The following is a 12,105-nucleotide window of genomic DNA, read 5'->3' as shown; positions in this document are numbered from 1 at the left end:
CCTTGGCATCTGAGAGCACTTTGTCGAACGTTTCTTTAGCCAGCTTCAGAAACGCCGTCGTACTACTGTTGAGGGTATCTCCAGCAAGGGCTTTGAAAGTATCGGTAAGCTTGATCTTTGCTTCCTCAAGAAGCTTCTTTTCCTCTTCAAGCCGTTGGACGGTCTCTGCCAATTGGGTCTCTGCTTTCACTCTCGCACTATTCTCGTTTCCCAACAGTTCCCTGATCTTTGTGAAATCCTCTGAGGCTTTTTGATTTTGCGCTCGCAGTTCAGTAATGGTGCCTTCCAAGCCGGAAGCTCGCCCCTCAGCGATGTTCGCTCGCCGTTCAGATTCTTCAATTTTTACTGTCAATGATTTCGTTATCCGCGTGGCAGCGAATATCCAGGCCACAAAGCCACCAATCATAAGACCTACCAGTGCGCAAAGAGCATATATCATTTCACATCCTCCCTGCCGAGCTCTTTCAGTGCTACTTCTCCATCCTGTGTTAATCTGTATTTCTGCAAGCGGCTTCTCGGCTTGTCAGGAATGGTCCGCTCCAGCCAACCTTTTTCGAGTAGCGGCCTCAGATAATTGTTTGTAAAGGTCTCCCGATGTCGGAGGCCCAGCAATTCCTGGATTTCGCTTGCTTTTCGCGGCGTCTGGCAAAATCGAAGGACTTGTTCGGCGACTTGTCCGGTCACTTGTCCGCTGACTTGTCCGGTGACTTGCGCGGAGATTTGATCAGCCCTGCTCATTGCGCCAATCTGCATTTTGGCTGTAGGAATCGCAACGCTCATAGTAGATGAACACCTCCAATGTACTTTGGGCCTATGGTTTCTTTGCCAGGTTTCTGCTCGTCATCCAGATTACCCAATTCATTACCCAATTCATTGGGTATTACCCAATTGCCATTTTTCTGTCTTTCGCCATTGGGCGTTTTGGCCGCGACCAAGGCATTCGACACGACCTTGCGCCCGCAGGTTCTTTAAAACACGACGAATCATATCAACGCTGACATTTGGACATCTGTTCTGAAGTTCAGCTACGCTGAAAGATTCTGCAGCTGTTTCGATGGCATGGAGTACCATATCTGTTTTCTCTCCTTTCGGGCTCTGAATCTTGCTGAGGCGTTCTTCGAATTCTTTATACGCCGTCTTGATGATGGAGAGAAGGTAATTAATGTAAGGCCAGGGATTATGATTGCCCTCGTGCCAATCCTGGGAGCTCTGCTCCAGTGTTTCGTAGTAACGTTCTTTGTTCTGTTCGATGAGACGCTCCAGGCTGATATACCTGCCGACCTCGAGCCCCAGATGATAGCACTGCAGGAGCATCAGAAGCCGTGATACACGGCCATTGCCGTCACGAAATGGGTGAATACAGAGAAAATCAAGGTTAAAGGCGGCCAACAGGATAATGGGTGGAACTTTGCGCTCCTTGAGGGCATCGTCATACAGGTTCACTAACTCTTTCATGCAGGTCGGCGTATCTTTCGAGGAAATCATTTTAAAGCGCACCCGTGTTCTGCCATCGGGAAGCTTCTCGATAATGTTGCCGTCTTTCTCTTTATATTTTCCTGCATCCCAGATGTCGCCACGAGTCAGCCGGTGCAGTTTCAGGACTGTTTCTTCTGTCAGTGGAATGGCCGCACCTTGCTCGTGAATCCATTTCAAGGCTTGCTGATATCCCCTGACTTCCTCTTCATTCCTATCCTTCAGAAGCGGCTTGCCGAAGACAATTGTGGCGATTCGCGATTGATCGACTTCCACACCCTCGATACGGTTTGAAGAAACGGCGCTTTCAATGAGGGCGTGTTCCCGCAGCGCCTTGAGTCGCTGTGGCGCCTGGCGAGTGAACATTTCCTGCTTTCCTCGTGCTTCTCCAATGTCAGCAAGATACCATGAGGTAGAAGCGGAAACCGATTCGAAGTTCCGGGAAAATAACCGCAGTGTCATCATGATTCTTTTTCTCCGTATGGAGTTTTGTCCTCCCTGACCTTCATCGGCTTGGTCATGGCATTTACTTCAAGCCAGTAATGCGCCACTTTGGTCACCTCACGCCAGGTGAGGCGTGCAGGATCTTTGATTGGTTCCTGCAGCGTAGGTTTCGTTGAGCAGCTCGTCACTATGTAGAGCCAGTAGCAATCGCGTCTGTCCTCCGCTACTCGCCGCTCATTGGGTGTCAGCAAGATCGTTCCTGCGGCGCCGGCCAGCCCTTTGACTTCTATGAGCCGAAGCTCGCCGGTGTTAATGTTGAGACTTGTGACATCATAGCCGAGATTCTTTTCGTGAATATCGTAAACCTGGCGGCCCTGATTCTTCTCGAATTCAATCACTACTTGCATTGCTGTAGCTTCGGTCGCGCAATCAGGCTGCATTCGCTGTACATCCGGAGATTCCCTTTCCGGATGCGGAAGGACAAGAACGCTTGCGATCCTTTCAACTGCTTGAAGCGTGAGCGATCGCTGACGCTCCAGTTCTTCTCTTCTTCGCTCCCGTCGTGCCAGGATTTCTGCATGTCTGTTCTCTGCCTGAACCAGACGACCGTCTGCCCCCGCAATGCCTTTCTCCTTATCTTCATTTGCTTTTCCTATCTCTTCATCTGCACGCTGAAGCAATTCCGTGAGGGATAGTTTCACATGTTCAGAGATCCGCTCGATTTCAGACAACCGATCCTTTCGCGTCTCATCAAGGAAAGGCTTAAGAGCATATTTATAAAGCCAGGCTGATGGTTCAGGCTTAAAAGCAATATCAGGAAGCATTTCAGGTGGGTCAACCGGCGAAAAGTTTCCAAGCATGTTGGCTTCGATTAACCGTGGATCATTACCATTACTTGACTCTACTGCAAAGAGGCGTTCATGAACGACATAGCCCATGCCATCTACAATCCTTGCTCGGAAGAAATCAATTCGGGCTGGTTGATTGTGTTGAAGAGAATAAAAGCATGCTCCTCTGCTGAAAGATTCTGCAGATTTAGAACATGTATGCCTTCGAATAGCTTCAAAAAGAGGATGACCCGGTGTCACCCACTCGAGATTATGCTCCTCAGCAGTTTTACGATCGGTCGAGCAGCGCGGATATTTGAGGGCTAACGCAGGAAGATTCCAGTCCTTTTCTCGTTCATACAACTGAAGCATTGAAGGTGTACGAGAAGGTTCAAAAGTATGAGGTGTATCCTCAATGATCTTGAGCTTGAATGGAATATATTCTGCTGCCTCACGAATGAATCGAGCAATCGTTTCCGGAACGACTCGATGTTCTTGCGCACGCGCGCGACGTTCGATCAGCATTTCCAGATTGAGCTTCTTGGATGCCAGTCCTTCGAGTGCATTCCGGCAGATAGCCCGGAAGCGCTCTTCATCAACATTCTCAAGAAGCCTTTCTTCAAGATCCGCGTCGCCAAGCTTTCCTGAATAATAATCTCGCAGAATCCTCTCTATATGTGCTGATGGAAGAACTTCGCCGATGACATTAAAGACAGCATCATCGTCAAGTGCATCCCTGATTTCCTGCAGCTTCTCCAGGAGCCGCTGGAGAATCCTTCCTTCTATCGTGTTCGTGGCCACAAAGTTGAAGATGAGACAATCTTTCCTCTGACCATAACGATGAATACGCCCCATACGCTGCTCAAGGCGATTCGGATTCCAGGGGATATCATAATTAAAAAGGATATGACAAACCTGAAGGTTTATTCCTTCTCCCGCCGCCTCAGTAGCCACGAGAATCTGGATTTCACCTTCGCGGAACTGCTGTTCTGAGTAAAGTCTCGTGCCGAATTCATCTCTTGAGCCGGGCTTCATGCTGCCATGGATGCAACCGACCCTGAATCCCCATGATTTGAGTCTATCGACAAGATAGTCAAGTGTATCTTTGAACTCCGTGAAGATGAGAAGGCGCTTATCAGGGTGGTCGAAGAATCCTTCCTTTTGGAGTAGATCCTTTAGCTTGGCGAGCTTTGCTTCTGCATACGCGCTTTCGACAATCTGCGCTTGTTCAGCAAGCTGATGGAGTTCTGAGATCTCTTCTCGAATCTGTTCGACATTGCCGGTGAGTGTTATGGCTTCAAGTATCTCTTCGAGACGTTCACGTTCGCTTTCTTCCATCTCATCAAGTTCTTCAGGATCAGGAAGGTCAGGAGGAGCCAGCCGGGCAATCTCCTGGGCTTTCTTTATTCCTTCCTCCAGCCTTCGAGCACGTTTCTCCAAACTACGTTGCATGGCATATGTGCTTGAAGCAAGCCTGCGTTGATAGAGGGACATCAAGAAGCCAATTGCTCGGGCTCGGGGATCTTCTCCCTGAGCAGCAGCTTTTGCACTCTGGCGTTTCACGAAACGTGTGATTTCTCTATACAGCTCGAACTCCGGACCATCAATCTGGAAATCCACAGTATGCGGGATGCGCTTTGTGAATATCTTCTCTGCTGCCCAAGTCCCATCTTGCCTTCGTTCCGGAAAATATACCATCGCCTCTTTCGTGCGGCGCAGATAGAATGGGGCTCTGCGACGGTCCATGGCTTCCCTGATCGACCTGACGTCAGCATACGCATCCGCATCCAACAACTGAAGGAAAAGAGTGAAATTGTCAGGATCACCCTTATGGGGAGTTGCGGTCAGCATCAGAATATGATCTGAGGTATCCCGGAGTAATTCGCCAAGAGCATAGCGTGCGGTCTTTCGAGCCGGTGGTGTCCATGACATCCTATGAGCTTCATCAACGATGACAAGATCCCAGCGCACTTGCCTCAACCCCGGCAATATTTCATCGCGCTTGGCAAGATCAAGCGATGTGATGATCTTCTTTTGCTCCAGCCATTGATTGACACCGAATTGGTCACGGATCTCGCCGCCTTTCAGTACAATGAATTTCTCATCGAACTTTTCCTTCAACTCCCGCTGCCATTGAAAAGCAAGGTTGGCAGGACACACCACAAGGATCCGCTCTACAAGTCCGCGCATTTGGAGTTCTCGGATCAGAAGCCCTGCCATTATTGTCTTTCCTGCACCAGCATCATCCGCGAGCAGGAAGCGGACACGTGCAAGCTTCAAGAGATAATCATAGATTGCCTCAAGCTGGTGTGGCAGTGGATCGACTCGGGAAATCGATAGACCGAAATACGGATCGAATTCCCAGGCAATGCCGAGTGAATATGCCTGAAGCCCCAAACGTAGCAGTTTTCCGTCACCATCATAGGTGAAACCGGCTTTCAAGATCATCAGTTTTTCGATATCCTGAGAAGTTAATGAGACTTTACGAAAACTCTCGGATTGCATACCAACAAGACCAACGATGAACGTCCCATCATCGTTTGCACGTACGCTCTCCACTCGCATCGGTTCATTGAAAAGCGAGCCGGATAAGATACATCCTTCGCAAATTTTGTAACTTGATGCTGTCATCTCTTCTTATTTTTCCTATTGCCTTTATGGAAGCTAGTGGCTGAGCTGATAGATTTCACCCAGCTATCTATCTCATCTTTACGGAATTTCCATAAACGTCCTATTCGATGCGCAGGCATCCGCTTTTCAGGGATCCACTTGTAAATCGTATCCTGTTTAATGCCAAGATAAGCTGCAATCTCACTAACCGATAGCCATCTGTCCTCCATTCCAAGATTCTGCTTCATATAGTCTTCCCCTTTTATCAAAGTTGCTTTTTTCGGCTGCTCAGCATGAGTATTTGCGTACCTCCATCGAATTCTATCGGATGACAACTCTAACAAACGCCCATAGAATACATAAGATTAGTTATGGTTGTCAACCTGTTTATCCTGATGATTCCCGATTTATCTTGATTTATCCGAATAAAATAAGGTTCTTCTCCGAATTAGTGGGTAACTAAATGCTCCTAAAAAAGAAGGGGCAAAAGGGAAATTCTCCTTTATTGTATGTATTTGCAAAATATAGAAAGGCCCGATATAAACATTATAGGATTAGACATTCACAGTGCAAATTTTACTATGGCTGTATTAAACACACAAGGCAAGATATGTAGTTGTCTTTCAAGAGCAACTTCAGCCGAGAATCTAATCGATGTTGTAAGCAAGGTGAAAGGTCCCAGAAAGCTTGTGGTTGAAGAAAGTCACCTTGCCCAATGGGTCAAAAGCACTTTAGAACCCTATGTAGATAAATTGATCATCAGCGATCCGAAAGAAAACAGATGGATTGCTCGTGCAGATTTTACCGATGATCGTCAAAGTGCCATCAAGCTTGCGCAGCTACTTATGGGAGGCTACATCAAAGAGATTTACCATCCTGATGATGGAGGAGCAGAGCTGAGAAGTCTTTTTATTCATTATCATCATGTGAATCATCAGATTAACCGTTTTAAGAACAAGCTCAAAGCGCTGTACAGGCAGGTCGGGATCAAGGCTTCCGGGACAGGAATTTACGATAAACAACAGTGGAGTGTCTGGAAGGAAAAGTTGAAGAGCTATCCTCATTTATTGTTTCAAGCCAATCAACTTTTCTCTCTCATCGATTCTTTAGAAGAGATGAAGGAGGAAACAAAATCCTCTCTCATAAAAAGGGCCAAGAAATTCCCCGTCTATGATCTCTTGAGAGAGATCCCTGGTGTCGGGTCAGTGATTGCGAGCGGCTACATCGCTATGATCATTACACCTCACCGTTTTTCAAAGAAGAATAAGCTTTGGAGATATGCGAATCTAGGGACGACCTATCATGTTTCCGATCAAGTAGTGTACAAAGACGAGAAAAGCAAAACGGGGAATCGGGTTTTAAAATGGGTTGTGTTTCAACATTTCCGTAAGGCTGTTCATATTTGCAAGAGTTCGAATCGTTTCAAGCAACAATATGTAGAGTTGCGTTCTCGAGGGCTTTCCGAAAAGGTCGCCCGGAGGCATGTTTGTAGAAGTCTCTTGTCTGTGATCAGGGCAGTTTGGATGAAGGGGGAATCATATCAAGATAAGTTCTATAAGATCATAGATTAATTTAGTGTCCAATGGCTGTTTGGTATCTTTTGAAACATACTTTATATGGATTCCTGCTCCCCTCAAGGAGCTGTGGAAAAACAAAGAAGAGTGGCTGCCGGGAGAAGTCTCGATTTTGGACTAGTCTTCAAGACTCGACCTCTTGATTAGACCTCCCGGTAACCCAAAGCCCGATCATTACATAGATGATAGGAATGTCCTTGAAATCTCAAAGAGATGTCTGGTTCCGCCACCTTCATGAAGGACCTTTTAAAAAGTTGTAATGAGAAGACTTTGTTTTAAGGCTCCCATATGGGAATAAAGAAGAGTATGGAGAAAGATCTAACGGTCAACGGATGCCCTCAAAAGTTAAGATGTCCCGTCTTAAAAGAGGAGTGATATATCTTGACTTTTGTTTTTAGAGATGTCCAAAAAGTCTTTGTTTATCGAAGTTTTATTTTTAAAGTTAAATTATCTGGACAGCAGTGATTAAGGTGCATTTTTTAGAAGACGAAGATCCCGATTGAAAAACCGTGAATTGCATTAAAGGATGATTGGGAATATTATTGAAAAGCTACTATTATTCTCTTCACGACTCGCAGCATGGTATGTCACTGCATGGCTTTCATCATGATATGCCAGGGAGGTCAAGATGAAGATAATAAATGACAAGGATAAGGGGGCCATTGAAGAACGGTTAAGGGAGCTTGATAAACCGATAAGGCTTGCCTTCTTCACGCAGGAGCTGGAATGCCAGTTTTGCAAGGAAACCCACTGGCTCCTCGAGGATCTTGCCTCTCTTTCCAGCAAGATCACCCTTGATGTCCACAATTTCCAGATCGATAAGGAGAAGGCCAGGAGTTTTCAGATCGACAAGATCCCCGCTATAGCCATCCTGGGGGATGGTAGCAAGGATCATGGCATCAGGTTCTATGGAATTCCAAGCGGATACGAGTTCGCGACTCTCCTCGATGGGATGATAGCCGTTTCCACGGAGAATTCCGGACTATCGCCGGCTACCCGGGATCGGCTCAAAGAGGTCAAGACTCCCCTCCACTTGCAAATCTTCGTTACACCAACCTGACCATACTGCCCTGCCGCGGTGCGGCTGGCTCATGCCTTCGCCCTGGAGAGCGATATGATCAGAGCGGACATGGTTGAGATCTCGGAATTTCCACAGCTCGCCATAAGATACGAAGTCCGGGGCGTGCCGCAGACTGTAGTCAACGAGACCAACGTCATCGTCGGAGCATTACCGGAAAGCGAGTTCCTCAACAAAGTGCTAGAAAACTTTTAATCTTTCTCCGCGGTGCCACGAATGCGACATGACACGCTCTGGCATTTTTTCTTCAGGATGCTCTTCCTTCTTGAGGATCACTTTGAAAGTCTTTTCCTGCTTATCCCGCACTACCTCTACATTCAGGGTGCCTTCGTCCTTCTTTTTTACGATCTCTATGACATCATGAGGATCTTCAACCTGCTTTCCATCCATGGATATGATCACATCACCCGCCTTGAGACCTGCTTCCTGAGCGGGAGAATCTTCCAGTACAGAGCTGATGAGTACACCATGACGATCTTTCAAGCCAAAATATTCTTCGAGTTGTGGAGTCAGGCTCTGGAGGGTAACTCCCATCCTCCCCCTTCCTCCAAAAACAATAACCCGTTTCCCGATCCAATTATCCAGATCATCTAAGTTAATCTCACCGATCGTAACGTTGCCCTCTTCATCAATATCGACATACCTTTCTATATAATCACGCAGGTTTTCCTTGAACTTTCCAAGGTTCTCTCTATACAGTCTGAGAGGCTCTTTGAGATCAAATGAAGGCGCCGTTCGTTCTTCCAGAGTAACATTGATGGTTAGCGATTTTCCCTCCCGTATCAGTCCAACGCTTGCCTTTCTACCTGGAGGCGTTTCTTTTATTATTCTTTTTAGCTGGATCGCACTTTCTATCCTGATGTCATTCCACTTGACGATGACATCGCCATCTTTCAATCCTGCCTTTTCAGCAGCGCTACCTTCGACTACTTTTTCTATCAAAGCCCCATATTCTTCCTTCAGCCCGAGCTTCTTTACCGCTTCAGCATCCACTTCTTCGAGATGAACACCTAAAAAGCTTCCTCCATCAACCATGGATTTCAAAGCATATGCCTGAGCCAGAGTTTGGTCCTGATGCTTCCTCTCGCATGCCAATGCGTATGATGCGATGAGTACAATGCTCGCGATTGCGGTGATCCCTGCCAAGACACTCTTTGATATTTTCATACGATTCCCCTTTCACTATCTTTGAATTGTTGATTCAAGCCCAGCCTTTTCATCTCGAGCTTCTTTTTTGAGTTTTTCTGTTGCCTTCACAAGCTGTATGAACTCTTCAAGATCGTTCTTCTGCGGAATATCTCTCACAAGCGATTTTGCCCGATCCAGCAGAGACTGGAAATCCTCTTCCCTCACGTTCTGAATCTCCTTGAGCATCTGCGCATACTTCGCCACCATAGCCGCAAATTCAAGATCCGGAGATGGTTTTCTCTCAGGAAGAACATAGAGAGGAAAATGGATGGTATGAATCTTTTTCACCTTTTCTTTTTCTGTGCTGGCAGGGCTGTATTCCAACTTGAGAGTCGCAACAGGATCTTCCGGCAGCAGTTCCGGCTTCAGCTTCACTTCGTAGATGGCAGTCAAAGCTTCGTTTGCTCTTATATCTCTTTTCCTGGGAACAATATCCATTCCATTTCCCTTCTCCCGATCCTCTGCTCCAACCATACGGTAGTAATCGACGACGCTCGGATTGAACTCAATCTCGACAGAAGCATCCTTCGCAACCGCCCTCAAATAGTTTCTCATATTGATCTTGAGAATCTTATAAGAGGAATCACTTGTGAAGGGAGACGATGCTCCTTCTGCGCGAACGTAGAAGTCATTCTCCTCAACTGGAACATCTTCACGGTTAAAGTGGTTGATTATCTCTTCAGGGCGAATGAGATCAGAGGGTGGAAGTTTGCCCTTTTCAATGTGATCTTTGACCAGATCGAAGGCAGCGGGCTGAATATCGAGATCAAAAGACGATCGGGGCTTCACGGATGCTTGAACAAAACCTTCTGTTTGCGGAGCTTGCTGCAGTAATGCCTCTCCAGGCGATTCAGATTTCTGCAATCCCCGCTGTTGAACTTCTGAATGACTAACTCCGTTCTGATCAGGGACTGGTTGCCGGATAACCGGTTCCTTGGATGTCAACTGGTTGATTGGTGTTTGCCGAATTGAGAGCCGTTCGGTGACGAACTTTTGCGATATCAAAACACCGATAGCAGTTCCCAGAATGAAAATAACAAGGCAAGTTGCTACCTGCCATATTAAACGTATCCCTCGCGCTTTCATTGGCAGATAGTCTTTCCTTTTAATACCAGGAGAGAGCCCTTCAGGTATCTCCTTTCTTATTTTTTCTACAAGCCCTTCGGGTGGTTCCGGAACAGACCATTTCCGAAGCCATGCTTTGATCTCACGCTTTGTAAGCCTCCTCATAATTACCTCCTTCCCTCACAATACCGAGCTATGGATTTCAATGCTCGTCTCATGCGCCTTCTTACAGCTACCACGCTGACCTGTTCCATCCGAGCAATATCTTGAACTGAGAGCTCTCCCCAGTAACGTGCCGTAATGGCGAAACGGAGCTCATCGGGCAGGTTCAGAACAGCCTGCCTCAGATTTTCTTTCATCTCATGCTCCATCATCCTAGCTTCTTGTCCTTCATCAAGACAGATAGGAGCAGATCTTGCCTTGTCATCAATGGAAACAACCCTCAAAGGATGCCTCGCGTAATTCAAAAATGTGTTGTAGGCGATCCGGTAGAGCCATGTAGAAAATTTGGACCTCCCGTCGAATTCTCTGAGAGCTTTCCAGGCTTTCTGATATGTCTCCTGCGTCAGGTCTAAAGCCAGGTTTTCATCATCTCTGCACAAGCGATAGAGAAATGTATAGATAGATTTGTAAGTTCGGTTGACAAGATCCTCAGCAGCCTTCCTGTCACCATCCATGAAAGAGTTCAGCAGTTCCTGCTCTTCCGACATATTCAGCTTTCGCCCTTGAGTCATATGAGGTTTCTGTATCCCTTCATGAACTTTTTCTGTGCTCCAATAACATAGATCTGCTCACCAGAACATGAGATATACTCACCAATATTAGACACCGGAAGGTTGAAAAAAGAAACCAGGTTGAAAAAGTTCTTACTTTAATGAAGAATCAAATTTTTGTTTTTAAAACCTAAAGGAAAGCCTGCAAGGAATGCTATAGTTGCAGAAATTTTATTGCGCTCTTAAAAGAACCTCAACTATTCTTTCCAAATCCTTTTCATCCCCTTCAAAAGGTGGCATATCCTTGGGAGGAGATTTTATGATCTTTTCCAGGTCTTCTTTTTTATAATTTAAATTATTAAGATTGGGTCCGAATGTGCCTCCCTTCCCACGGAAGTTGTGGCAGGCAAGACAGCCATATTCTTCAAGTGTGCTATCTCCATTTACTACTCTCAGATTCTTATCTGCTATACCCAGATTTTCTGCATCTTCTCTTGGCACCAGTCTCTGATTAAGGTACATATAACCATAAATAAGATACGGTTTTCTTGCCCTTTCTCGAGTAAATCCCCCAAAGGGAAAAGCTATATATACTGCCAGCCCACCTATAAGTAAAACCGAACTAATGCGTTTTTTAGATAGAAGAAACACGAGACTAAAAATCACCGCTAAAGATCCAAGGATAACCATCGGCCAGAAAAATCTTGAGACATTCCCGGTTACAATCTTGTTGAAGATACTCTCATTCACAGACCTTACCCTGAGCAGGAATAAGAGTCCGGATATGGGCTGAAGCAGGATAAAAAAAGCGGCTATCTTTCCTGTATATCCCATAGCCCATTCATGGAAATTTCTTTCCTCCTCCTTACCTTTCTTAGCCTTGTAGAAAGAATAGAAATAGAAAAGTAAAGCAGCGTTTATGATGCAGGGGATAATCAAATGAGTAAAGGAGGAGAAAGTGGTTGGGTTTAAAGCGGCAGATAGGGCAGAGGGGTTTTCAAAATAGTGTAATGCACCCTAAAAATCAAGACACTTTTTTGATCTTTTTGAGTTAGAGTTTTCATGCTGCCTGTTTTAAGATTTCCTGGTTATACTTCTCTTCAAACTCCATCGGGCTAAGATATTCCAGCGTA

Annotated in this window: 12 protein-coding genes; 3 read left to right on the top strand and 9 right to left on the bottom strand. The window is 46.0% G+C overall.

The annotated features are described in order from the left end of the window. The 5 genes from AB1756_02140 to AB1756_02120 all read right to left on the bottom strand — a co-directional run. On the bottom strand, positions 1 to 439 hold a 439-nt coding region (locus AB1756_02140; GenBank protein MEW5806141.1), incomplete at its 3' end, for a hypothetical protein. Further along, positions 436 to 738, bottom strand: coding sequence for a Fic family protein (locus tag AB1756_02135; GenBank protein MEW5806140.1), 303 nt, complete (start codon positions 736 to 738; stop codon positions 436 to 438). The genes AB1756_02140 and AB1756_02135, both read right to left, overlap by 4 nt. Before the next feature lie 132 nt (positions 739 to 870). Further along, entirely contained in the window at positions 871 to 1,938 is a 1,068-nt protein-coding gene (locus AB1756_02130) for a Fic family protein (GenBank protein MEW5806139.1), read from the bottom strand. After that, on the bottom strand, positions 1,935 to 5,309 hold the full coding sequence (locus tag AB1756_02125) for a helicase-related protein (protein MEW5806138.1): 3,375 nt from the start codon (positions 5,307 to 5,309) through the stop codon (positions 1,935 to 1,937). Before AB1756_02125 ends, AB1756_02130 begins: the two co-directional genes overlap by 4 nt. A 62-nt stretch (positions 5,310 to 5,371) precedes the next feature. Next, positions 5,372 to 5,584 (bottom strand): helix-turn-helix domain-containing protein, encoded by a 213-nt coding sequence (locus tag AB1756_02120; GenBank protein MEW5806137.1) that lies wholly within the window; start codon positions 5,582 to 5,584, stop codon positions 5,372 to 5,374. Positions 5,585 to 5,863: 279 nt separating this feature from the next. On the opposite strand from AB1756_02120, the gene AB1756_02115 reads away from it, so the two are divergent. The 3 genes from AB1756_02115 to AB1756_02105 all read left to right on the top strand — a co-directional run bounded on the left by AB1756_02115 (position 5,864) and on the right by AB1756_02105 (position 8,201). After that, positions 5,864 to 6,925 carry a transposase gene (locus AB1756_02115; protein ID MEW5806136.1) on the top strand — a complete coding sequence of 354 codons (1,062 nt, stop codon included), beginning with the start codon at positions 5,864 to 5,866 and terminating at the stop codon, positions 6,923 to 6,925. 631 nt (positions 6,926 to 7,556) lie between these two features. Beyond that, the gene (locus AB1756_02110; protein MEW5806135.1) at positions 7,557 to 7,988 is read left to right on the top strand and encodes a hypothetical protein; all 432 of its coding nucleotides are present in this window, start codon (positions 7,557 to 7,559) and stop codon (positions 7,986 to 7,988) included. A 54-nt stretch (positions 7,989 to 8,042) separates the two neighbouring features. Continuing rightward, positions 8,043 to 8,201 (top strand): thioredoxin family protein, encoded by a 159-nt coding sequence (locus tag AB1756_02105; GenBank protein MEW5806134.1) that lies wholly within the window; start codon positions 8,043 to 8,045, stop codon positions 8,199 to 8,201. Here AB1756_02105 and AB1756_02100 read toward each other — a convergent pair. The 4 genes from AB1756_02100 to AB1756_02085 form a co-directional block, all read right to left on the bottom strand. Then, positions 8,187 to 9,173 (bottom strand): PDZ domain-containing protein, encoded by a 987-nt coding sequence (locus AB1756_02100; protein MEW5806133.1) that lies wholly within the window; start codon positions 9,171 to 9,173, stop codon positions 8,187 to 8,189. The two genes, AB1756_02105 and AB1756_02100, sit on opposite strands and share 15 nt — an antisense overlap. 15 nt (positions 9,174 to 9,188) lie before the next feature. Then, on the bottom strand, positions 9,189 to 10,424 hold the full coding sequence (locus AB1756_02095) for a von Willebrand factor type A domain-containing protein (GenBank protein ID MEW5806132.1): 1,236 nt from the start codon (positions 10,422 to 10,424) through the stop codon (positions 9,189 to 9,191). Between the two features lie 2 nt (positions 10,425 to 10,426). Continuing rightward, positions 10,427 to 10,993, bottom strand: coding sequence for a sigma-70 family RNA polymerase sigma factor (locus tag AB1756_02090; GenBank protein ID MEW5806131.1), 567 nt, complete (start codon positions 10,991 to 10,993; stop codon positions 10,427 to 10,429). A 210-nt stretch (positions 10,994 to 11,203) separates the two neighbouring features. Next, a complete protein-coding gene (locus AB1756_02085; protein MEW5806130.1) occupies positions 11,204 to 11,806 on the bottom strand; it encodes a c-type cytochrome in 603 nt (200 codons plus the stop codon). Positions 11,807 to 12,105: the final 299 nt, after the last annotated feature.

Source organism: Acidobacteriota bacterium, assembly GCA_040752675.1.
Classification (GTDB): Bacteria; Acidobacteriota; Polarisedimenticolia; order JBFMGF01; family JBFMGF01; genus JBFMGF01.
The sequence above is the reverse complement of the archived record's forward strand: the minus strand, read 5'-3'. Positions and strand labels throughout refer to the sequence as shown.

Bases quoted from the DNA above. Each gene is read 5' to 3' on its own strand.
- AB1756_02135 (MEW5806140.1), bottom strand. From the start codon at position 738: ATGAGCAGGGCTGATCAAATCTCCGCGCAAGTCACCGGACAAGTCAGC.
- AB1756_02130 (MEW5806139.1), bottom strand. From the start codon at position 1,938: ATGATGACACTGCGGTTATTTTCCCGGAACTTCGAATCGGTTTCCGCT.
- AB1756_02125 (MEW5806138.1), bottom strand. From the start codon at position 5,309: ATGCGAGTGGAGAGCGTACGTGCAAACGATGATGGGACGTTCATCGTT.
- AB1756_02120 (MEW5806137.1), bottom strand. From the start codon at position 5,584: ATGGAGGACAGATGGCTATCGGTTAGTGAGATTGCAGCTTATCTTGGC.
- AB1756_02115 (MEW5806136.1), top strand. From the start codon at position 5,864: ATGTATTTGCAAAATATAGAAAGGCCCGATATAAACATTATAGGATTA.
- AB1756_02110 (MEW5806135.1), top strand. From the start codon at position 7,557: ATGAAGATAATAAATGACAAGGATAAGGGGGCCATTGAAGAACGGTTA.
- AB1756_02105 (MEW5806134.1), top strand. From the start codon at position 8,043: ATGATCAGAGCGGACATGGTTGAGATCTCGGAATTTCCACAGCTCGCC.
- AB1756_02100 (MEW5806133.1), bottom strand. From the start codon at position 9,173: ATGAAAATATCAAAGAGTGTCTTGGCAGGGATCACCGCAATCGCGAGC.
- AB1756_02095 (MEW5806132.1), bottom strand. From the start codon at position 10,424: ATGAGGAGGCTTACAAAGCGTGAGATCAAAGCATGGCTTCGGAAATGG.
- AB1756_02090 (MEW5806131.1), bottom strand. From the start codon at position 10,993: ATGACTCAAGGGCGAAAGCTGAATATGTCGGAAGAGCAGGAACTGCTG.
- AB1756_02085 (MEW5806130.1), bottom strand. From the start codon at position 11,806: ATGGGATATACAGGAAAGATAGCCGCTTTTTTTATCCTGCTTCAGCCC.